Annotated in this window: 17 protein-coding genes; 4 read left to right on the top strand and 13 right to left on the bottom strand. The window is 66.0% G+C overall.

The window, feature by feature from the left end; translation table 11 throughout:
• Positions 1-103: 103 nt before the first annotated feature.
• The 4 genes from ACVOLO_RS08605 to ACVOLO_RS08620 all read right to left on the bottom strand — a co-directional run bounded on the left by ACVOLO_RS08605 (position 104) and on the right by ACVOLO_RS08620 (position 3134).
• Positions 104-439 carry a DUF6172 family protein gene (locus ACVOLO_RS08605; RefSeq protein ID WP_481569833.1) on the bottom strand — a complete coding sequence of 112 codons (336 nt, stop codon included), beginning with the start codon at positions 437-439 and terminating at the stop codon, positions 104-106.
• Between the two features lie 82 nt (positions 440-521).
• Entirely contained in the window at positions 522-1193 is a 672-nt protein-coding gene (locus tag ACVOLO_RS08610) for a methyltransferase domain-containing protein (protein WP_481569902.1), read from the bottom strand.
• 23 nt (positions 1194-1216) lie between these two features.
• Entirely contained in the window at positions 1217-1861 is a 645-nt protein-coding gene (locus tag ACVOLO_RS08615; RefSeq protein ID WP_481569834.1) for an SGNH/GDSL hydrolase family protein, read from the bottom strand.
• Between the two features lie 7 nt (positions 1862-1868).
• Positions 1869-3134 (bottom strand): pyridoxal phosphate-dependent aminotransferase, encoded by a 1266-nt coding sequence (locus tag ACVOLO_RS08620; RefSeq protein ID WP_481569835.1) that lies wholly within the window; start codon positions 3132-3134, stop codon positions 1869-1871.
• A 425-nt stretch (positions 3135-3559) separates the two neighbouring features.
• On the opposite strand from ACVOLO_RS08620, the gene rsgA reads away from it, so the two are divergent.
• Positions 3560-4657 (top strand): ribosome small subunit-dependent GTPase A, encoded by a 1098-nt coding sequence (gene rsgA, locus ACVOLO_RS08625; RefSeq protein ID WP_481569836.1) that lies wholly within the window; start codon positions 3560-3562, stop codon positions 4655-4657.
• A 204-nt stretch (positions 4658-4861) separates the two neighbouring features.
• Positions 4862-6118: a flavohemoglobin expression-modulating QEGLA motif protein gene (locus ACVOLO_RS08630; RefSeq protein ID WP_481569837.1), complete on the top strand. Its 1257-nt coding sequence runs from the start codon at positions 4862-4864 to the stop codon at positions 6116-6118.
• Between the two features lie 7 nt (positions 6119-6125).
• On the opposite strand, the gene ACVOLO_RS08635 is transcribed toward ACVOLO_RS08630, so the two are convergent.
• The 8 genes from ACVOLO_RS08635 to ACVOLO_RS08670 form a co-directional block, all read right to left on the bottom strand.
• A complete protein-coding gene (locus ACVOLO_RS08635; protein WP_481569838.1) occupies positions 6126-7364 on the bottom strand; it encodes an FAD-dependent oxidoreductase in 1239 nt (412 codons plus the stop codon).
• An 85-nt stretch (positions 7365-7449) separates the two neighbouring features.
• Positions 7450-8655, bottom strand: coding sequence for a sodium/glutamate symporter (gene gltS / locus ACVOLO_RS08640; protein ID WP_481569839.1), 1206 nt, complete (start codon positions 8653-8655; stop codon positions 7450-7452).
• Between the two features lie 320 nt (positions 8656-8975).
• Positions 8976-9374 carry a RidA family protein gene (locus tag ACVOLO_RS08645; RefSeq protein ID WP_481569840.1) on the bottom strand — a complete coding sequence of 133 codons (399 nt, stop codon included), beginning with the start codon at positions 9372-9374 and terminating at the stop codon, positions 8976-8978.
• 34 nt (positions 9375-9408) lie between these two features.
• Complete coding sequence (locus tag ACVOLO_RS08650) at positions 9409-10845, bottom strand: N-acyl-D-amino-acid deacylase family protein (protein ID WP_481569841.1); 1437 nt, start codon at positions 10843-10845, stop codon at positions 9409-9411.
• 3 nt (positions 10846-10848) lie between these two features.
• Positions 10849-11724 (bottom strand): MurR/RpiR family transcriptional regulator, encoded by an 876-nt coding sequence (locus ACVOLO_RS08655; protein ID WP_481569842.1) that lies wholly within the window; start codon positions 11722-11724, stop codon positions 10849-10851.
• 2 nt (positions 11725-11726) lie between these two features.
• Positions 11727-13082: a GntT/GntP/DsdX family permease gene (locus ACVOLO_RS08660; protein WP_481569843.1), complete on the bottom strand. Its 1356-nt coding sequence runs from the start codon at positions 13080-13082 to the stop codon at positions 11727-11729.
• Between the two features lie 25 nt (positions 13083-13107).
• Positions 13108-14373 (bottom strand): amino acid deaminase, encoded by a 1266-nt coding sequence (locus ACVOLO_RS08665; RefSeq protein WP_481569844.1) that lies wholly within the window; start codon positions 14371-14373, stop codon positions 13108-13110.
• 396 nt (positions 14374-14769) lie between these two features.
• Positions 14770-15909: an OprO/OprP family phosphate-selective porin gene (locus ACVOLO_RS08670; protein ID WP_481569845.1), complete on the bottom strand. Its 1140-nt coding sequence runs from the start codon at positions 15907-15909 to the stop codon at positions 14770-14772.
• Between the two features lie 118 nt (positions 15910-16027).
• Between ACVOLO_RS08670 and ACVOLO_RS08675 the strand changes: the two genes are divergently transcribed.
• Positions 16028-16675, top strand: a complete 648-nt coding sequence (locus tag ACVOLO_RS08675; protein ID WP_481569903.1) for a response regulator — start codon at positions 16028-16030, stop codon at positions 16673-16675.
• A 207-nt stretch (positions 16676-16882) separates the two neighbouring features.
• Here the strand turns inward: ACVOLO_RS08675 and ACVOLO_RS08680 are convergent, their stop codons facing one another.
• A complete protein-coding gene (locus tag ACVOLO_RS08680) occupies positions 16883-19531 on the bottom strand; it encodes a PAS-domain containing protein (protein WP_481569904.1) in 2649 nt (882 codons plus the stop codon).
• A gap of 247 nt (positions 19532-19778) precedes the next feature.
• Here ACVOLO_RS08680 and ACVOLO_RS08685 point away from each other — a divergent pair, with 247 nt between their 5' ends.
• Positions 19779-21131, top strand: a complete 1353-nt coding sequence (locus tag ACVOLO_RS08685; protein ID WP_481569846.1) for a dicarboxylate/amino acid:cation symporter — start codon at positions 19779-19781, stop codon at positions 21129-21131.
• Positions 21132-21176 lie beyond the last annotated feature (45 nt).

The raw sequence follows: 21176 nt of genomic DNA on the forward strand, positions 1-21176 counted from the left end.
GCCCAAAGCCCAAAGCCCGAAGCCCGAAGCCCGAAGCCCAAAGCCCCAAGCCCAACGCCCAAAGCCACGGCATTGCCCGGTGTGATCGGGCAAGGCCCTTGAATCAATCTTCGAAGTCGCTTTCCGCTGCGGTTGCAGCGTCCGGCTCGGCATTCGGGCGCGGGTTGCGCTTGCCGGGCTTGCTCAGCACTTCGACATAGAACTGGGTGTTGCCGGCGGCTACCAGCGCGTCAATGGCGCGGAACAGCTCGTCATAGGCCACCGGCGTGGCCGAGGCTTCGTCCACGCCGAGCTTGCTGTCAAAGCCCCAGACATCCGCGCCGGCCGGCAGCGCTTTGCCGCGCTCGCGCTTGGTGTACTTGCGGATGTCGTGCTTGCTGGCTTCCAGCAGGCGGTCGGGGTGCTTGCCTTCGATGTCGAGGCGGTAGGTCTTTCTCACGGGTATCTCGTCGGTGTGCCGGCCAGGACGGTCGGCGGAAAAGGAATGGCGCAATTATCGGCGCAAACGGCTGAGTCGTGGCTCAATCGCGCTGTGCGACCAGCAACCAGTTGTTGAACGGGGTGTTGCCGTACAGCGGTGTGCTGCTGACGGCCAGGCCGCATTGCCGCAGGTGCGGGGCAATGACATCCAGCCCCAGATAGTGCCGCGGCCGGAAGCGCATCCAGCCCACCAGGTTGGCGGCCCGGTCGCCGATACGCGAGACCACGCTGCGCCGGCTGCCGTCGGCCACGGTCATGCGGATCACCAGCCGGTCGCCGTCTCCGAGCATTGCGGCGGTGTTCCGCAGTAGGTTGAGTTGGGCATCGGCCTGCAGGTACTGCAGTACATCGAGGATCGCCACGCTGCCGGTGTGCCGGGGCAGGGTGGTGGCCAGATCCACCTGCTCGAAGCGGGTATCGGCCAGCCCGGCGCGGCCGGCGGCGTGGCGGCCGGCGCGGATCTTGGGCGCGTCGTTGTCCACGCCGTAGTAGGCCATGGCCTGGCCGTCCTGGCGCAGTGCATGGGCCAGCAGCCCCAGGCCGCAACCCAGGTCGAGCACCGGGCTGGTGCTGCCGCGCAATGCAGTCAGCACGCCGGGATACAGCGGATCGCTACGCAGTTTCATCAGTGCGTAGCAGTAGTCGTTCCAGTTTTTCCAGGGGCGTGCCGGGGCAAATGCACCGGCAATGGCGCGGGCTTCATCGGCCGCCATGGCCGGGTGGACGCGCTGCACCGTCACGCCGGCGGTTGCGGCTTCAGCAGGGCGGCGGCCACCGGCAGTGCCTGTTCCATCCAGCGCTGATACATCAGTGCCGACGGATGCAGGCCGTCCTCGACCAGCATCGCCGGGTTGGCGCCGTCATCGCGGCTGGTGGGGGTGATGTCGACAAAGGCCACGTCATAGTCGCCGCAGCAGGCACGGGCGGCGGCGTTGAAATCGTCGATTTCGCGGGCCACCTGCGCTGCATCGCGGTCGTGCGCCTGGGCGTAGGGCGTGAAGCCCCAGTCGGGCGTGGACAGCACCAGCACATGGCCCGGGTGTTCGCCGGCCAGAGCGATGGCACGCTGCAGCAGTTGCTCGAACTGCTGCCGGTATTCGGCCAGCGGGCGGCCACGGTATTGGTTGTTGACGCCGATCAGCAGGCTGACCAGGGCGAACGGGCCCTGCGGTGCGGCCTCGTCGATGGCCGCGGCCAGCTCGTCGGTGGTCCAGCCGGTGGTAGCGATGACCCGGGGGTCATCCAGGTCGATGCCCTGCGCACGCAGCGCGGCGGCCAGCTGGTACGGCCAGGTGCCGGCAGCGGGCACGCCTTCACCGATGGTGTAGGAATCGCCCAGCGCCAGATAACGTGAGGAGGTTGTCTCGACAGTCGGTTCCATTGCGGGCTCAGGCACGGCGCGATTTCAGCGGCACCACCTTGGTCACCGCCTCGGCGCGGCGGGCCAGCAGCTTGTCGATACGGCCGAACACCTCGCGCATCACGCTGGCTTCCGGCAGCAGGGTCACGCGGAAGTGGTTGCGGTAGGGCACGTTGAAGCTGGAACCCGGCACCACCAGCACGCCTTCTTCTTCCATCAGCTGCAGCGCGAAATTGTGGTCGTCAAACCCTTGTGCGGCCGGCCCGACCACGGCCGGGAAGGCGTACAGCGCACCGGAGGGCACCACCAGCGACAAGTGCTCGCTGGCTTCACAGGCCTCGATGACGGCGCGGCGGGTTTCATAGAGACGGCCGCCGGGCGAGCACAGTGCGCTGACGGTGTCCGGGCCGCTGACGGCCGCTTCGATGGCGTACTGGCCCGGCACGTTGGCACACAGGCGCAACGCGCTGAGCAGATCCAGCGCGGCGCGGAACTCGCCCAGGCGCTCGCCGGCGCCGGACAGCAGCATCCAGCCCACGCGCCAGCCGCAGGCGCGGTGCACTTTGCTCAGGCCGCTGAAGGTCAGGCACGGGTGATCGCCGGCCAACGGTGCAACCGGCTGGAACTGCGCGCCGTCGTAAAGAATCTGGTCGTAGATTTCATCGACCAGCAGCAACAGGTTGTGCTTGCGGGCGATGGCGACGATTTTTTCCAGCAGCTCGCGCGGGTAGCTGGCGCCGGACGGGTTGTTGGGGTTGATCAGCACGATGGCGCGGGTGCGCGAGGACACCAGCGTCTCCATCTCCACCGGATCGGGCAGGAAGCCGTTTTCCGGGCGGCAGCGGTAATACACCGGGCGGCCGTCGTTGAGGATGGTGGCTGCCGACCACAGCGGGTAATCGGGCGAGGGAAGCAGGACTTCGTCGCCGGGGTTGAGCAGCGCACGCAGCGACAGGTCGATCAGTTCGGACACGCCATTGCCCAGGAACACGCGGTCGGCCACCGCATCGGGTGCGCCCCGGCGTGCATAGGACGCAGCGATGGCTTCGCGTGCAACCGGCAGGCCCTGCTGGTGCGTGTAGGGGTCGGTACGGCCCATGTCATCGGCGATGGCGTGCTGCAGATGTTCCGGCGCACGAAAACCGAAAGCACCCGGGTTGCCGATGTTGAGCTTGATCAGCTTGCGCCCCTGGGCCTCCAACTCTCGCGCTCGCCGGGCCAGTTCACCACGGATTTCGTAGCGGACTTCGGACAGACGTTCACGGATGGCGAGTGGTTTGGCGGGGGTTGACATTTCGACGGGGCCGTCATGGGCATGGAAGTCGCATGGTAGCTGATTGGGACGGGGATTCGGGGATGGAGCCGGGAATAGGATGAGGCTGGGAATGGGGAGTCGGGATTGGGGATTGGTTACAGGCAAAAGCAAAAGCCAATGCAAAGGCCAATGCCAATGCAAAGGCCAATGCAACGGCCAATGCAACGGCACCCCTCCCCAGCCCTCCCCTGCGCTGCGCGCAAGGGAGGGGGCCAAGCTGTTCCCCCTCCCTTTCACCGCAGGTGAAGGGGAGGGCCGGGGAGGGGTGCCGTTGCTCCTGCTCTTGCGAATCCCCAATCCCGACTCCCTATTCCCGGCTTCATTCCAATCCCTATTCCCGCTTCCCGGCTTCACTCCAATCCCCATTCCCGATTCCCCAATCCCGGCTCTTATAGAATTACCCAATGACTGATCCCATCGATTTCGATTCGCTCCGCTTCATCGGTTGGCCCTGGCCCGGTGCTCCTGAGGATCCGGCCTGGCAGGCGGCCTTTGCCGCGCATCCGCAGGCGCGGCCGGCACGGGTGATCGAACAGCATCGCTCCGGCTATGTCGTGGCCGATGCGCCCGAGGCCAGTGTGAAGACCGAGTCGCCGCCGGAATGGCAGCGGCCGCGCTTTCCCAGCCATGAGCGGGCCGCGGTCGGTGACTGGGTGTTGCTGGAAGGCATCCGCATCGTTGCCCTGCTGCCGCGGCGTACCTCGATCAAGCGCGGTGCGGCGGGCGAGCATTACCACCAGCAGGTGATCGCGGCGAACATCGATACGGTGTTCATCGTCTGCGGGCTGGATGCGGACTTCAATCCGCGCCGCATCGAGCGTTACCTGCTGTTGGTGGGCGGTGGCGGTGCCGCGCCAGTGGTGGTGCTGACCAAGGCCGACCAGACCGAATACAGCGAAGACGCGCTGGCCGTGCTGGAAGAACTGGCAGCGCAGCAGATTCCATTGCTTGCCATCAATGGCAAGGACCCGGCCAGCGTCGCCGCCTTGCTGCCGTGGCTGCAGCCCGGGCACACCATCGTGCTGGTGGGTTCGTCCGGTGCGGGCAAATCCACGCTCACCAACACGCTGTTGGGCGAGGAACGCATGAAGACCAACGCGGTGCGCGTCAACGATTCGCGCGGTCGCCACACCACCACCTATCGCGCGCTGATGTCGCTGCCCAGCGGCGCCTGCCTGATCGACACGCCCGGCATGCGCGAGTTGAAGCCAACCGGCGAGGAAACCCTGGCTGAAGGTGGCTTTGCCGATATCGAGGCACTGACCTTGCAGTGTCGGTTCCGCGATTGCTCGCACCAGCAGGAGCCGGGCTGCGCGGTGCGCGAAGCCATCGAGCGGGGGGATATCGAAGAGAGCCGCCTGCAGAACTACCTCAAGCTGCGCGAGGAAGTGGCCAACGCCGCGGCCAAGCTCGCCCAGCGCCAGGCCGAGCAGGCCATCGAGCGCAAGAGCAGCGGGCGCGGTGCGCAATGGCGGCCGGTAGGGAAGGGCAAGCGGCGTTGAGTCGCCTGCCTCGGCATTGCGCATGAATGATGGCGCCCTTCCACTGCTTGTGGAGCAAGATGCGAAGGCACGCCTGCGCTCGCTTCATGCCAGCGAAGACCTGAGTTTCGGCGGCGTCCGCGCACGCATGCCAGGTACGGTTTTGGTTTTTTCCTCATCCCAGGCCCGCATCCGTTCGGAAAGGGCTCACAGGTAGAGCACGGCATGGACAACGTTTCGGCTCACCCGGATTCTTCCATCGCCCATCACGCCGCGCTCGACGCGCGCATGGTTGCGGCGGTGCGCGGCATCCGTCTGCTTACCCTGACCAGTTGGCCGGCATCGCTTCAGGCGCCGTTCCTGCAGAGCGTGGCGCGCGGCAATCCGCTGCTGCCGCAGGTCAGTTACCCGAAGCAGGATTTCAGCCAAGCGCGGCGTGAGCTTGCCGCCATCGAAAAAAGCGTCGATGAAACCCATCCGCTGGGCGTGTACCTGCGCGATTCGGTGCGCAGCTGGGACCTGGCGGCGCAGCTGCTTGAAGCACTGGGCACGCCGGCGGTGGATCACTGTTCCAGCCAGTTGTTTGGCGTGCCCGAGCAGCCGATGCCGGGCAATGGCCCGACCACGCGCGAGGCGGCACGGCACTTCATCCAGATCGCGCAGGAGCTGGACCATGAACTGCTGGCGCCGGAAGAAACCGTGCCGGTGTCGGCCACTGCGCTGCAATTGCAGTTGCAGTCCGATCTGGATGATTTCTTCGATGCACGCATCATCACCGTGGAACTGGATGATGACCTGATCGCCAAGGCCGCTGCCGGCGCCACCCGCATCCGCCTGCGCACCAGCGCCTGTTTCAGTGCCTACGACCGCGCGCAGTTGTTCCACCACGAGGCGCTGGTGCATTCGCTCACCGCGCTCAATGGCCGCGACCAGGAGGTGCTGCCGAGCCTGGGGTTGTCGTCACCGCGCATCACCGCCACGCAGGAAGGCCTGGCGACGTTTGCCGAGCAGATCACCGGCAGCATCGACATCCAGCGGCTCAAGCGCATCAGCCTGCGCATCGAGGCGATTGCGATGGCGCGCGAGGGGGCGGACTTCATCCAGGTGTTCCATTATTTCCGCGACGCGGGGCAGACGGCGGAGGAGAGTTTTTCCTCGGCGCAGCGTGTGTTCCGCGGCGTGCCCACCGATGGTGGCGCGGCGTTTACCAAGGACACCGTGTACCTGCGCGGCATGGTGTCGGTGCATACGTTTTTCCGGCAGATGCTGCGCGAGGACAAACTGCGCACCTGCCGCTGGCTGTTTGCCGGCAAGATGACCCTGCACGATGCGCAGGCCTTGGCACCGCTGTTTGAAGCCGGTGTGCTGGCGCCGCCGCGCTGGCTGCCGCACTGGATCAACCGCGCCAACGGCCTGGCCGGCGCGTTGGCGTTTTCGTTGTTCGCCAACCGTATCCGCATGGACCAGATCGGCGAAGTCTGAGCGTGGCTCAGGGCTCGCCGAGCAACTGTTTGACGGCGCGTTCGCCGCTGCCCATTGCCAGCGTCCAGCCGAGCATACCGTGGCCGATGTTGCAGCCCAGGCCGTCGCCGAAGTCGCGGATGATCGGTGAGGACCATGGCGTCACCGGGCGCAGACCGGCCCAGCTGCTTTCGATGCGGTCGTAGTCGGCGGCCTCGGGCAGGGAGGCGCGGGCCATTGCCACCAGCTGCGCCAGGCGGGCCGGTTCGGGCGCGGGATTCCAGTCGTTGAGGTCGGCCAGGCCGGCCACGCGGATGCGCTCGCCCAGGCGGCAGAACACCAGCTTGCGCTTGGTGTCGGTGATGCTCACGTGCGGAGCGTTGGCGCCGCACGGTGCAGTGAACGAATACCCCTTGATCGCCATCAGCGGCACCGGCACGCGCAACGGCCGCAGCAGCGCCGCGCTGTCGATGCCGGCGCAGACCAGCACGCGCGCTGCCTGCACCCGGCGGCCATCGCGCGCCTGCAACTGCCATTGGCCGTGCGCGCGCTGCAACGTTTGGGTATCGAAATCGAATTCGGCCTGCACACCGTATTGGCGCTGCAGCACATCCAGCAGCCCGCGGCTGAAACGGTAGGGATCGCCGGCTTCTTCTTCGGGCGAATACACCGCGCCGGCCAGCCAGGGCGCGCCGGACAGCGCCGGCTCGATGGCAACCGCTTCGGCGGCATCGACCAGGCGCTGGCGGACACCGTAGGCCTGCTTGAGCGCAATCATTCCCGCAGCGCCCTGTGTGCCTTCGGGCGTCGGGTACAGATGCAGCTTGCCGGAGACCTGGTGGTCGAAGTCTATGGGGTGTTGCTGCAGCAGGGCCTGCATGGCTTGCCGTGATTCCAGCGCCAGTTCCAGTGTGGCCAGGGTATTGGCCTCCAGGCGCGTGGCGTTGGCCTGGCGCAGGAACGCAAGGCCCCAGCGCACGAAGCCCGGGTCGGCCGACCAGCGCGTGCGGAACGGCCCGTTGCGACCGAAGGCCATCTCCGGCAGTTGTGCCCAGGTGGACGGGCCGGCCATTGCATCGGTGTAGGCGTAGCTGAGTTGCGCGCCGTTGGCGAAGGAGGTGCCCCGTGCCGGGCCCGCATTGCGATCAACCAGCAGCACGGAGCGACCACGCCGTGCGGCGGCATAGGCACTGGCCAGGCCCACCACGCCAGCGCCGATGATGATCAGGTCGTGGCCGGTCGTGGCGGGAACAGCGGTGGAGGTCATGAAGGAAGCGGCTGGCAGCGGACGATGGCAGCCATTGTGGCGCCGCCCCGCGCATTCGGCACGGGCGCGGCGCACGGATGCTGCGTCAGTGCGGCCAGAAGTTGAGGAAGCCGGTGATGATCAGCGCATTGATGAAGTCGATGAAGAACGCGCCCACCAGCGGTGCCACCAGGAACGCGCGCGGTGCCGGCCCGTAACGCTGGGCCAGGCGACGCATCACCGCCATGGCGTTGGCGGTGGTGCCCAGCATGAAGCCGATGAAGCCACCGCCCATCACGGCTGCGTCGTAGTCGCGGCCCATCAACCAGTAGATCGGCACCGCGAACAGCGCCACCACGGCCACCTGGATGATCAGGTTGACCAGCAACGGCAGGCCCATGCCGGCCAGCTCCCACAGCTTGAGATCCATCAGCGCGATGGCCAGGAACAGGGCCAGGCAGATGTTGCCGACCAGGTCGGTGGTCGGTACCGACAGCTTGATCCAGCCGGTGTAGTCATCGATGTTTCGGATCACCGCACCCACCAGCATCGCGCCGATGTAGACCGGCAGGGTCAGGCCGATGCTCTCGAAGCCCTTGCCAACCCACACGCCCAGCCACATCGCCATCAGCAGCACGACAATGCTCTTGAGTGCGTCGAACTCACGCGCCGATTCGCTGGGGTAGCGCACCACCACCGACTCCTCGGCCAACTGCTCGGCCTCGGTGACTTTCCGGTTCGGGTGTTGCACCTTGAAGCGCTGCATCAGCACGGTGATCACCGGGCCGCCGACCAGGCCGCCGCAGATGATGCCGGCCATCGCCGCGGTCACCGCCAGGCTTTCGGCACCGACCAGCCCGGCCTTTTCAAACAGCGGTGCGAATGCCAGGCCGGTGGCCGGGCCGCCGGTGAGCGTGGCCGAGCCGGCCAGCACGCCGAACATCGGGTTGAGCCCGAATATTTTTGCCACGCTGATGCCGATCAGGTTCTGCAGCACCGCAAAGATGCTGGCGATCAGCAGGAACACCATGACCTGCCTGCCACTGACCTTGAGCAGACGCACGCTGGCATTGATGCCCAGTGTGGTGAAGAAGGCCACCATCAACGGCGTCTTGAGCGTGGTGTCCAGCTCGAACAGCGTGGTCTGCTGGTCATGTGCCCACCATACGGCCAGGGCAACCAGCAGGCCGCCGACGACCGGCTCCGGCAGGTTGTAGCGACGGAACAAGGGAATGGCACGGCAAAGCGCGTAGCCAGCGAACAGGGTCAGGCCGGCAAAGGCCACCGTCTGCACGGCATCGAGTTGGATCATGGAACGGGTACCTCAACCAACGGGACACGGACTTTGTCCGGCTCAGAAAACAATATCAATAGCGGTTAGAGGTGATTCCCGGGCAGTTTCCGCCACTCGGCCGTGTGCGAAGTTACCGTCGTTTGAAGCTGAATGGGGGTAATTGCACTTTCCTGCGGGTGCTTTGGCGGCTGCGCCCGGCCCAGTTTCGCCTGGCTTCTCCCCTGGCGCGCTTGCAGGGGAGTGCTCGGTTTTTGAGGGTTGCGCCGCAGCGCAGATGCAGACAGGCCGGCGTTGTGCCGCCGGCCCGGGGAGTTGCTGTTGCCGTCGTCAGGCGCGGGTCAATCGCGCTGCGGGCGCTTGTAGGCAACGCAATCCACTTCCACCTTGCAGTCCACCACCATGCGGCTCTCGACACAGGCGCGGGCGGGCGGGTGTTCGCCAAAGTAGTGCTTGAACACGCCATTGAAGGCGTAGAAATCACGCGCGTCATCCAGCCATACGCCGCAGCGCACCACGTGTTCGGGGCCATAGCCGGCCTCGGCCAGAATCTGCAGCACGTTGCCGATGACGACATGCGACTGCTCGGTGACGGTGCCGGCAACCAGTTCGCCATCGCGCATGGGCACCTGCCCGGACACGTACAGCCAGCCATCGGCTTCAACCGCGCGCGAAAACGGCATGTGCTGCTTGCCCTGGCCGACGCCGCCTTCGGCGCCATAGCGTTTGATGTCGCTCATGGAATTCCTCGCTGTGTAGTGCAGTAGATGAAAGTCAGTGTGCCGGCGCCGATTCCGGGGTGATGAAGCGGCCCGGGTGCGCGGCAACGGCGTTGCCGTCATAGGCCAGCTGGCCGTTCACCCACACCGCCTGGATGCCTTCGGCCGCACGGATGGGGTCGTGGAAACTGGCGGTGTCGCGTACCCGTGCCGGGTCAAACAGCACCAGGTCAGCCCACCAGCCGGCGCGGATGAAGCCGCGTGCGCCCAGGTTGAAGCGCGAGGCGGGCAGGCCGGTCATCTTGTGCACGGCGGTATGCAGCGGGAACAGCTGTTCGTCGCGGGCGTAATGGCCGAGCACACGCGGGAACGTGCCCCACAGGCGCGGGTGCGGGCGCGGGTCGCGTGGCAGGCCATCGGAGCCAATCATCGTCAGCGGGTGGCTGAGGATGCGACGCACGTCGGCCTCGTCCATGCAGTGGTACACCGCGCCGGCCGGTTGCAGGCGGATGGCGGCGTCCATCAACGGCAGCTGCCAGTCCGCGGCGATGTCGGCCAGCAGGCGGCCGCCCTGGGCGGGCTCGGATTCGGACCAGGTGATCAGGATGTCGTAGGCATCGGTGACCTGTTTCAGGTCCAGCGTCGAGGCGCTGGCGGCATACGGATAGCAGTCGCAGGCCACGTTCTGATGGACGGAGGTGGACTGGAGGCGGTCGAGCACCTCGCGACTGCGGCCCCAGTTGTCGATGCCGGCGCACTTCAGGTGCGACACGCGCACGCTGGCCTGGGGCGCGCGTGCCGCCTCGAAGGCTTCTTCCATCGCATCGAGGACACCGGCGAATTCGTCGCGCAGGTGTGTGGCGTAAAGCCCGCCGCTGGGCAGCTCCCGCGCCAGTTCGGCGACCTCGGAGGCATCCGCGCTGTAGGCCGATGCATAGGCCAGGCCGCTGCTCAGGCCCAGTGCGCCCTGGGCAAGGCTCTCGCGCAACTGCACGCGCATGGCGGTGATTTCGTCCGCCGTCGCGGTGCGGTCCAGCCGATCCATGTGGTTCTGCCGCAGCGCGGTGTGGCCAACCAGGGCTGCCACGTTCACGGCTGGCTGCGCGGATTGGACGGCATGGCGGTAGCTGGCGAAATCCGGATAGCGGAAGTCACTGACATCGCCGAGCAGGTTCATCGGGTCCGGCACCTCGGAGCGGATGCGGACCGGGCTGGCGCTGATGCCGCAGTTGCCGACCACCACCGTGGTCACGCCCTGCGACAACTTGTTGAGCATGTCCGGGTTGCGGATCACTTCCAGATCGTCATGCGTATGCACGTCGATGAAGCCCGGTGCCAAGGCCAGGCCGTGCGCATCGATGACCTGTGCGGCAGCGCCGGGGCATTGGCCAACGGCGGCAATGCGGCCGTCGCGCAGGGCAACATCGCCGGGTACGCCGGCGTGGTCGCTGCCGTCGAGAATCAGGACGTTGCGGATCAGAACGTCATACATGGATCAATCACCCAGCGGCAGGCGTGAATCGCCACCACGATGGCGGTCCAGCGCCAGCTTGATGCGGCGCAGGTGCTCGTGGTTGGCGGTTGCGCCATTGAGCGCAGTGGTGGTGGAAAGTACGTCGATGGCCAGCATCATTGCGTAGCGCGACGCCGAGGGTTTGAACACGAAATCGGTTTCCTCCACCAGGATGGGCAGCAGCCAGTCACTGCGCTCGGCCAGCTCGGTGTTGGCCTGGGTGATGGCACCCACGCGCGCGCCGTAGGTACGGGCGATATCCACTGCCGACACGATTTCCGGGGTGATGCCGCTGACCGACAGCGCCAGCACCAGGTCGTCCGGGCCCAGGGTGGCGGCGATGATCTTCATCATCAGCGCATCGCTGCAGGCCGATACAGGCCTGCCAAAGCGCACCAGGCGGCTTTGCATCTCCTGCGCGAATACGGTGGAGCAGCCGCCCAGGCCGAAGATATGCACCATCCGCGCACGGCACAGTGCATCGGCCAGTGCCTGCACCACGTCTTCCTTCAGGTTGGCGATGTTGTGGCGCAGGCTTTCCTGGATGTCGTCGCAGATCTGCGCATACAGCGCGGACACCGGCGGCGCGTTCTGTTGTTCCAGGAAGCGTTTGCCCACCGCGCTGGCCGAGGCCAGGCGTGCGCGCAGCTCACGCACGTGCTCGCAGCCCAGCGCCTTGGCAAACCGTGAGATGGCCGCGGCGCTGACTTCGGCGCGCTCAGCCAGTTCGCTGACGCCGTACTGCGCGGCGGCATCCACGTCGGCAAGGATGGCCGCGGCAATGCGTGCCTCCACCGGGCTGAACTCGTGCTGGCGTTGCCGCAGTTCGTAGACGATATCGAACGTGTTCTGGGACATGGTCAGATCACCATCGAGAGGGCCATCACCAGCGACAGGGCGATGACGGAAATGAGCGTCTCAAGCACGGTCCAGGTCTTGAAGGTCTGGGCCACGCTCATGTTGAAATATTCCTTCACCAGCCAGAAGCCGCCGTCATTGACGTGTGACAGCACCACTGAGCCGGCGCCGGTGGCCAGCACCAGCAGTTCGGGATGGGCATAGCCCATGGCCGCGGCAATCGGCGCGACGATGCCCGAGGCCGTGGTCATGGCCACCGTGGCCGAGCCGGTGGCCACGCGCATCAGCGCGGCCATGGTCCAGCCCATCAGCAGCGGCGACAGCTCAAACCGCTGCGACAGGCCAATGATCTCGCTGGCCACGCCGGTGTGCACCAGGATGCCGTTGAGCCCGCCGCCGGCGCCCACCAGCAGGGTGATGGCGGCCGTTGGTGCCAGGCATTCCTGTGAGAACTTGAGGATGTGCTCGCGGCTGAAGCCACGCATCAGGCCCAGCGTGACGAAGCTCATCAGCGTGGCCAGCAACAGCGCCACCACCGAGTGGCCGATGAAGCGCAGGCCGTGATTCAGGGAAGAGCCGGGCGTGGCGATCTGGTCGGCCCAGCCGCCCAGCAGCATCAGGAATACCGGCAGCAGCAGCGTGGCCAGGGTGATGCCGAAACTGGGCAACTGGTCGTCGGGAATGCGGCTGTGGCCCTCATCCAGCAGCGCCGCTTCCATCGGGTTGTGAGCCGGCAGTTTCACCCGTGGGGCAACGAACTTGGCGAACACCGGGCCGGCGATTGCAGCGGTGGGCAGGCCGATGATCAGCGAATAGAACACGGTGCGGCCGACATCGGCACCATACGCGCTTACCGCCAGCATCGCCGCCGGGTGCGGCGGCACCAGACCATGCACCACCGACAGGCCGGCCACCATCGGCAAGCCCACCAACAACAGTGGCACGCCGGTGCGGCGGGCGACGTTCAGTGCGATGGGAATCAGCAGCACAAAGCCGACTTCAAAGAAGATCGGCAGGCCGATGCAGAAGGCGATCAGCATCATCGCCCAGTGCACGTTCTTCGGGCCGAAGCGGGCAATCATGGTGCGCGCGATGCGTTCGGCGCCGCCGGATTCGGCCATCATCTTGCCGAGCATGGTGCCCAGCGCCACGATCAGCGCGATGTGCCCCAGGGTCTTGCCGACGCCTTGTTCGTAAGCCGGCAGGATTTCCGGCGCAGGCATGCCGGCCAGCAGGGCAAGGCCCACCGAGACCAGCGTGACGCTGATGAACGGATTGAGGCGGAAGCGGGCAATCAACACGATCAACGCCAGGATCGACAACGCAGCGTAGATCAACAACAGGTTTCCGTCGGTCATGCGTACAGGCCCCGGATGTCGGCGGTCAGAACTGCGTGGAAACGGCACCGATGACGTGGTATGCGTCATCGACCACCAGCAGGTGGCGCCACTTGTCGAAGGTCAGGCAGGGGTGGGAAATGTCAAAGCACAGCAGGTCGCCCACGCGCAGGTCGTCGCCATTACCGATGTCCAGGAAGGCGTGCTGGTCCATCATCGCGCTGATCTGCCAATGTGCCGGTGCATCCACCGGCGCCGTGTTGCCGGGGCGGTGATGCAGCGCAGGCACCGGGAAGCCGGCATCGAAGGCGGCGTCGCGTTTGCCCAGCGCGATGATCGCCTTGCCCGGCTCGGGAAGCGATTGCACACAGGCCCACAGGCGCAGCGCCGGGCGCAGGCTGCTGCCCATGTCGCGCGCCACCGGATTGCTGGCGTGGATGCGTTGGGCGGCCTGTCGATAGATGCCGACATCGTGGGTGAGGTAGCAGCCCGGGCGCAGCACCACCTGGGCATCGGCGTTGCCGGTCAGCGCGGAGAACTCTTCGGCGACCACATCGAACCAGGCCGAACCGGCGCCGGTGAGGATGGCTGGCAGTTGCGCAAAACCGCTGGCGGCGTGAATGGCCTGCCACGTCGCCAGGCTGCGTTGCAGCACCGCGCGCACACCGGCTTCGTCCTTGGCCACGCCTTCGTACACTTCCACGCCGACCAGGGCGACCGTCTCCGGCCAGCGGGCGATTTCTTCCAGCACCGCGCGGGCCTGCGCGTCATCGCGCACGCCGGTACGGCCGCCGGCCGCGCCGATCTCCAGCAGCACCTTGATCTGCTGCCCACGGGCGCTGAAATGGCGGCCCAGCGCAGCGACGTTGTCAGTGCTGTCCACCACGCAGGCGAACCAGAAGCCGGCATCGCGCGCCTGCAGCCCGGCGATCAATTCGAAGTTGCCCTTGCCGACCAGTTGATTGGCCAACAGCACGCGGCGCACACCGTGCTCGAAGGCGGCCACGGTTTGCGCCGCGGTGGCCAGGGTGATGCCCCAGGCGCCGGCATCAAGCTGCATCTGGAACAGCGCCGGGCTCATGGTGGTCTTGCCGTGCGGCGCCAGCTGGCAGCCATAGGCTTCGCTGAAGCGGCGCATCCATGCCAAATTGTGGCGCAGCGCCGGTTCGCTCAGCACCGCAACAGGCAGGCTGACCTGCTCATCCACGATCGAAAGGCGTTGCGCGGCAAGGGATGCCGGCGTCCACGGGCCGCCGTTGGGCAAGCCTTTGCCGATCAGGGACGTTTCGGATTGAAAGTAATTTTCCTTCACGCATCACTTCCTGTCACTGGGCCGACGGAAACTTCAGAGGCCTATTGTGTAGCACAGGAGGGCGTTCATGAAAATTATTTTCTTATAACGAAATGTGCCCACTGCAGGGAAATGGGGGCACGGTGCAGCACGCTGCGCAGCCGTGTTGCGGGTAGCGCGCGCTGCTTCGGCGGCAGGCTGTGCGGTGTTCGGGGAGCGTCATGCGCAGGTTCCCGGCCGGATGCCCGGGCAAGCGAAGCACGCCGGGGCTTGTTGCCGCCAGCGGAATTTGTGCGGTGCTGCAGGATTTTGCGCCTTGCAGGGCGTGCGGCATAAATATAAAAAAGCCGCCGGCGGTTCATCACCGCACGACGGCCTGGGTTCCCGATGTGCGGGCCTGCGCCCGCAGCGGCCTGCTCAGAAGTCGAGCTGCACGCGCCCGGCAAGCACTCCGGTGTGGTCCAGCGTGCGGTTGGCGGCTTCGTCACGGCGCCGGGTATCGGTCCAGTCCAGCATCACCCGTGCGTACTTGCGGGCATACCAGTTCACACCCACGGTCCACGCATCGGCCGACATTTCGCGCGGCCATTGCTTGCCTTCGATGTGGTCCATGCGCGCCACCAGTTCCCAGGCACCGCTGTCATGCAGGGGCTTGAGCTGGGTGAAGCGGCCGGCCTTGGCGTCGTACGGGCGGGTTTCGCCGGTGAGCAGCCAGGTGGCCTGCAGATAGCCGGCGCTGACCCGCGCGCGCTGCTGACCATCGTCATACAGCGCGCCGCCATATTCGCCCTGTAGTGACAGGGCGCCGAGCACGCTGGCCGCTTCCAGCCCGTATTTGTCCACCGACACATCGCGGCCGCTGCGGAAATCCACCAGGTTCAGGCGGCTGTTGTCGCCGAAGTAGCCCGCGATGCGCGGCTGCACTCGCAACGGTGAGGCACCGTTGGCGCCGGGATTGTCGTAATGCTCGTGGGCGAGGGCGGCACCGACATGCAGGACATGGCCTGGCTCCCGCCACGGGGCATAACCGGCGCGCGCGCCCGCGGCACGGCCCTTGGTCTTCCAGGCGTCGATGCTTTCCAGGCTGTAGACGCTGCCACTCCAAAACAGGCCTTGCTGGTAGCCATTTGCACCCACGCCGAGGCGATAAGTGGGGGCCAGCGTCTGTGCCAGCCAGCTGCGCTCCACCGCGGGGATGTGGTTGGAACTGCCGCGGTCGTCCAGCGTGAAGAATTGCTTGAACTGGCCGGCCGTGACCGTGGTGTTGCCGAAGCTGCGGGCAAGGTAGACATCGCGTGCCACCGGGCGGTGGCCGGCGACGTCGGTTTCCAGCTTGTAGTCCAACGCGAAGAATTTGCCCGACACCGCCAGCCATGCCGCGCGCAGGTCGTCATTGCCGCGCTCGTCGGTGCCACGGTTGTCGTTGTCGAAGCGGGCAACGTCGTAATGCAGGCGGCCGCTGAACTTGGCGGTCAGGTTGTCCCCGGCCTGTGCCGCGGGCACGGCGGCCAGCAGGAACAGCGCAGCCAATGTGCGGGGTTGGTTGAGTGTGAGCATCCGTTCTCTCTCCGGTGCCGGGTTGCTGAAGTGGCCGGACGATATCAGCCTGTCGTCAGCGACCAATAGCGATTTGGTACTAGGGCGCCGGCCCACGGCACGTGCCACACTGCCGGCCATGAGCCTGGCCAAGCTCCTTGTTGCAGACGACCACCCGCTGTTCCGTGCAGCGGTGCTGCATGCCTTGCGCGAAGGTATCAGCCTGGGACAAACCCTCGAAGTGGACAGCGTTTCGGCGCTGACCCAGGCATTGGATGCAAACCCGGATGTGGATCTGGTGCTGCTGGATCTGGCCATGCCTGGCGCACGCGGTTTCTCTTCGCTGGTGTGGCTGCGCGGCGAGCGGCCGGATATTCCGGTGATCGTGATTTCCTCCAATGACCATCCCCGTGTCATCCGCCGCGCGCAGCAGTTTGGTGCGGCCGGTTTCATACCCAAATCAGCGCCGGTGGAAACCATCCGCACCGCCGTCAGTGCGGTGATGGCCGGCGACACCTGCTTCCCGCCGCAGGCGGCCGCACGCTCAGAGCGTGATGCGCTGTTGGCCGCACGGCTGGCGCGGCTTACGCCACAGCAGTTCCGGGTGTTGATGAGCGTGGCCGATGGCCTGCTCAACAAGCAGATTGCCTATGAGTTGGGGCTGGCCGAAAACACCGTCAAGGTGCATGTCACAGCCATCCTGAAAAAGCTGGAGTGCAACAGCCGGACCCAGGCCGCACTGTTGGTCAAGGCGCTGGAGCCGGAAGGGGACAACGGGGCTGTCTGAGTAGCCGTGGGCTGAGTTGTGCCTGCTGCTTTTGGAGCAGTGGCTGTTTTGACTTCAACGGCGCAGCTGCCCTCACCCCAACCCCTCTCCCGCGCAGCGGGAGAGGGGCTTCAAGCAGCAGCTCAAGCAGACCATAGCCCCTCTCCCGCAACGCGGGAGAGGGGTTGGGGTGAGGGCGGCTTTCACCCAGAGCAGAAACAACGCCAGTTACCGCGACCGCTGATAAAGATGCGTCATCAACGAGCGCAATGCCGATGTGCGTGCCTGCTTGGACAAAAAGCCCCAGCCGCGTTCGCGGGCAAGCACGCGGAGCGCTTCATCCTGTTCGGCGGTGAACAGGATCACCGCCGGCTCCTGGCCCCAGCGCTTGGCCAGCTGCGGGAGCAGCTCCAGGCCGGTGCTGGCACCCAGGCGCATGTCCAGCAACAACAGGTCCGGTGCATTGCCATCGACGGCCGCCGCCAATGCCTGCTCGGCATCGCCCGAAAACGCCACACGACACGCCCAGCGCTCCAGCAGCAAGTGCGTGGCCTGGCTGACGCGCGTGTCATCGTCGATGCACCACACCTGGCAGCCGCCCAGCAATGAATCGGCTTGCGTATCCTCGTTTGCAGCCTCGGGACGGCGCTCGGCGGGCGGCGTGGCAATGGCGCCGCGCGGCACGCGGACCGAAAACACGCTGCCATGCTCCGGCCGTGAACGCAGGCCGATGCGATGGCCGAGCAGGCGTGCGATGCGCTCGACGATGGCCAGGCCAAGGCCGGTGCCGCGCTCCTGTCCGCTGACACCATCCAGGCGCCGGAATTCCTCGAAGATTTCCTTCTGTCGTGCCTTTGGAATGCCAGGGCCGGTGTCATGTACTTCGATGCGGACATGACTGCCGTCGTGCCTGCAGCCCAGCACGATGCGCCCGTGCCGTGTGTAGCGCACCGCATTGGACAGGAAATTCTGCAGGATGCGCCGCAGCAGGGCCTCGTCGCTGCGCACCACCACCGAAGTGGCCACCCGTTCCAGGGTCAGTCCACGCGGGGTGGCAAGAATGCCGAATTCGCGTGCCAGTGCTTCCAGCAGGGGATCGAGCGCGAAGTCGTGGACATGGGTCTCCAGGGCGCCGGATTCCAGCCGCGAAATGTCCAGCAGGCTGTTGAGGATGCCGTCCTGTGCAGCCAGTGCGCTGTCGATGTTGTAGGCAAGCTCACGCGCGCCGGCATCGGCAACGGGCAGGCGGCCGCGCAGCACCGACAGGAACATGCGCGCGGCATTCAATGGCTGCAGCAGGTCGTGCACGGCGGCGGCGACAAACCGGGTTTTGGAACGGTTGGCGTCCTCGGCTTCGCGCTTGGCCTCGGCCAGGTCACGGGTGCGTTCGTCGATGCGGTCGCTGAGTGTGTCGGCCAGTGAACGCAGGTCGCGCGCGGCATTCTTGTAGGCGGTGATGTCGGCATAGCTGGTGACAAAGCCGCCGTCGGGCAGCGGATTGCCGCGGATTTCGATCACGCTGCCGTCGCCGCGTTCGCGTTCGTGCATGTGCGGCTTGCCCGAGCGCAGGTGGTTGAGCCGGCGCTCGATGGCTTCCTCGATGGGCCCTGGCCCCAGCAGGCCGCGCCTGGCGTTGTAGCGGAACACATCGGCAATGGGGCGGCCCACCTTGATGAAGCCGGGCGGGAAGCGGAACAGTTCAATGTAGCGGCGGTTCCAGGCCACCAGGTTCAGCTGCGCATCCACCACGCAGACGCCCTGCGGCAGATGCTGCAGACTCTGGCTTTCGCCGTAGTCGGCGGTATGTGCGGCGTGAACCAGCCCATCCCGCGCGGTACGCAACTCCTGCGTGTGGTGCTTGACCAACCGTTCCAGTTCGACGCGGCTGCGCTCGCGCAGTTGCGCCAGTCGGCGGCGCTGCCACAGCACGAACCCCAGCAGGGCCAGCACCAGCAGGCCGGCGGCGATGGCCGCGGCCATGACGCGGGCCGCGGCAATGCTGTCGCGGGTAGGGCGTAGCAGATTCAGGGTCCAGCCGTGGGGCGAGAGCGGCAGCGAGACCCAGATGACATCCCCGACGTCGGGCAGGCGCACGCGGCGCACGTCATCGCCCAGGTTTTCCACCAGGCGGTACTTCAACTCCTGGCGTGGCACCTGGCCGTATTGACGGGTATTGCTCAATCGACGGCGGGTGACGTCATCCAGTGCATGCAGTGCGCGGTAGCGCCAGCTGGGCTGGCTGGACAGGAAGATCACCCCATTGCGGTCGCTGGCAAAGACATTGCCGGGCGCTTCGGCCCACAGCGCTTCCTGGGGGCGCAGCACCACTTTCACCACCACCACGCCAATTGCGTTGCCATGGTCATCGCGTACCGCCTGCGACAGGAAATAACCGGGCAGGGCGGTGGTGACGCCCTCGGCGTAGAACGTGGCACTGCCTTCGCGCATCGCACGCTGGAAGTAAGGGCGGAAGCTGTACGAATTGCCCACGTTGCTGGAGTCGGCGATCTGCCAGTTGCTGGCCGCCAGAGCCAGGCCGTTGCGGTCGAGCAGGGTCAGCGTGGAGGTGGCTACCGCACCGTTGACGAGTTCCAGCTTGCGGCTGATCTGCTCGGCGTCGGCCGGGCGGATGTCGCGCCGGGACAGCAGTGCACGGATTTCAGGGTCCAGTGCCAGCACCGTAGGCAACACGCGATGGCGCTCGATCAATGCCTGCAATGCGTCGCCGTGCAGGCGCAGCTGTTCCCGGGCCTGCTCGGCATCGGCCAGCAGGCTGCGCCGCTCCAGGTGGCGCATCACGGCAAGGCTCAGCAGTGCGATGGCCATGACCGCCAGGCCCAACAACATCAGGCTGGAGCGGCGGCGGGAGGTGTGCAGGAAAGGCATGGCGGCGATGGTCACGCAGATGCCGGGGATTCTCCACTGCGGCCTGCAACGGGCCCGGCGGGCCGGCGTGCATCGGCAGGCGCGGACCGCCAGTGGCCATGGGGCTTGCCGGCGGACAGCGCCGGAAATCCGGGGAAACGTCCTAATACCAATGGATTAGCTAGTACCAATGCGTTATCGGCGGCACCGCAGCGGGCGCGTACAACACCGCCAAAGCGAACCGTCGTCGAGGTGTTCCATGCATGTTTCCACCGATGCCATCGCGGTATCCCCTGTCCGTGTGCCGTTCTACCGGCAGCTGTACTTCCAGGTGTTGCTCGCCATTACCCTGGGTGTGTTGCTGGGGCACTTCGAGCCGGCCTTCGCCGAGACACTCAAACCGCTGGGAGATGCCTTCATCAAACTGGTGAAGATGATCATTGCGCCGGTGATTTTCCTGACCATCGTCACCGGCATCGCCGGCATGACCCACCTGCGCACGGTGGGTCGCGTCTTCACCAAGGCGATGATCTATTTCATGTTCTTCTCCACCCTGGCACTGGTGGTAGGCCTGGTGGTGGCGAACGTGGTGCAGCCGGGCGCCGGCATGAACATCGACCCGGCCGGGCTGGACCAGACCGCGGTCAACGGCTACGTGCAGAAGTCGCACGAGTTGACCCTGGTCGGTTTCGCCATGGACATCATCCCCAAAACGCTGGTGAGCCCGTTCGTGGGCGACAACATCCTGCAGGTGCTGTTCGTGGCGGTGCTGTTCGGCATCGCGCTGGCCTCGGTGGGCGAGAAGGGCAAGCCTGTCCTCAACTTCCTGGAGTCGTTGACCACGCCGGTGTTCAAGCTGGTGCACATGTTGATGAAGGCCGCGCCGATCGGCGCCTTTGGCGCCATTGCCTTCACCATCGGCAAGTACGGGCTGGGTTCGCTGGTCAACCTTGCATGGCTGGTCGGTTCGTTCTACCTGACCGCGCTGCTGTTCGTAGTGGTGATCCTGGGCACGGTGGCCCGTCTGTGCGGCTTCTCGGTGCTCAAGCTGGCGCGCTATCTGAAAGCCGAGCTGCTGCTGGTGCTGGGCACCTCGTCTTCCGAATCGGCATTGCCCTCGTTGATGGAAAAGATGGAGAAGGCCGGCTGCAGCAAGTCAGTGGTCGGGCTGGTGGTGCCCACCGGCTATTCCTTCAACCTGGACGGCACCAACATTTACATGACGCTGGCGGCGCTGTTCATCGCCCAGGCCACCAATACCGAACTCACCCTGGGCCATCAGATCGCGCTGCTGCTGGTGGCGATGCTCAGCTCCAAGGGCGCGGCAGGTGTCACCGGCGCCGGCTTCATCACCCTGGCCGCCACCCTGGCCGTGGTGCCGGAAGTACCAGTGGCCGGCATGGCGCTGATTCTTGGCGTGGACCGCTTCATGAGCGAATGCCGCTCGCTGACCAACTTCATCGGCAATGCCGTGGCCACCGTGGTGGTGTCGCGCTGGGAAGGTGCGCTGGATCACGACCGTCTGCGCCAGGCGCTGGATGGCCATGAAACCGAGGCACCGGGCAGTGACGGGCAGGCGCTCGATGCAGCGCCGGTGACCCTGGAAAGCTGAGCGGAGGGTTACCGCCGGGGGCGCTATTGAAAACAGCTGCAGTCC

It is taken from the genome of Stenotrophomonas sp. STEN056 (genome assembly GCF_056759635.1).

Excerpts from the sequence above, each read along its gene's own strand:
- ACVOLO_RS08615 (WP_481569834.1), bottom strand. The coding sequence starts at position 1,861 with ATGGAACCGACTGTCGAGACAACCTCCTCACGTTATCTGGCGCTGGGC.
- ACVOLO_RS08655 (WP_481569842.1), bottom strand. The coding sequence starts at position 11,724 with ATGTCCCAGAACACGTTCGATATCGTCTACGAACTGCGGCAACGCCAG.
- ACVOLO_RS08660 (WP_481569843.1), bottom strand. The coding sequence starts at position 13,082 with ATGACCGACGGAAACCTGTTGTTGATCTACGCTGCGTTGTCGATCCTG.
- ACVOLO_RS08620 (WP_481569835.1), bottom strand. The coding sequence starts at position 3,134 with ATGTCAACCCCCGCCAAACCACTCGCCATCCGTGAACGTCTGTCCGAA.
- ACVOLO_RS08650 (WP_481569841.1), bottom strand. The coding sequence starts at position 10,845 with ATGTATGACGTTCTGATCCGCAACGTCCTGATTCTCGACGGCAGCGAC.
- gltS (WP_481569839.1), bottom strand. The coding sequence starts at position 8,655 with ATGATCCAACTCGATGCCGTGCAGACGGTGGCCTTTGCCGGCCTGACC.
- ACVOLO_RS08685 (WP_481569846.1), top strand. The coding sequence starts at position 19,779 with ATGCATGTTTCCACCGATGCCATCGCGGTATCCCCTGTCCGTGTGCCG.
- ACVOLO_RS08630 (WP_481569837.1), top strand. The coding sequence starts at position 4,862 with ATGGACAACGTTTCGGCTCACCCGGATTCTTCCATCGCCCATCACGCC.
- ACVOLO_RS08645 (WP_481569840.1), bottom strand. The coding sequence starts at position 9,374 with ATGAGCGACATCAAACGCTATGGCGCCGAAGGCGGCGTCGGCCAGGGC.
- ACVOLO_RS08610 (WP_481569902.1), bottom strand. The coding sequence starts at position 1,193 with ATGGCGGCCGATGAAGCCCGCGCCATTGCCGGTGCATTTGCCCCGGCA.
- ACVOLO_RS08670 (WP_481569845.1), bottom strand. The coding sequence starts at position 15,909 with ATGCTCACACTCAACCAACCCCGCACATTGGCTGCGCTGTTCCTGCTG.
- ACVOLO_RS08635 (WP_481569838.1), bottom strand. The coding sequence starts at position 7,364 with ATGACCTCCACCGCTGTTCCCGCCACGACCGGCCACGACCTGATCATC.
- rsgA (WP_481569836.1), top strand. The coding sequence starts at position 3,560 with ATGACTGATCCCATCGATTTCGATTCGCTCCGCTTCATCGGTTGGCCC.
- ACVOLO_RS08675 (WP_481569903.1), top strand. The coding sequence starts at position 16,028 with ATGAGCCTGGCCAAGCTCCTTGTTGCAGACGACCACCCGCTGTTCCGT.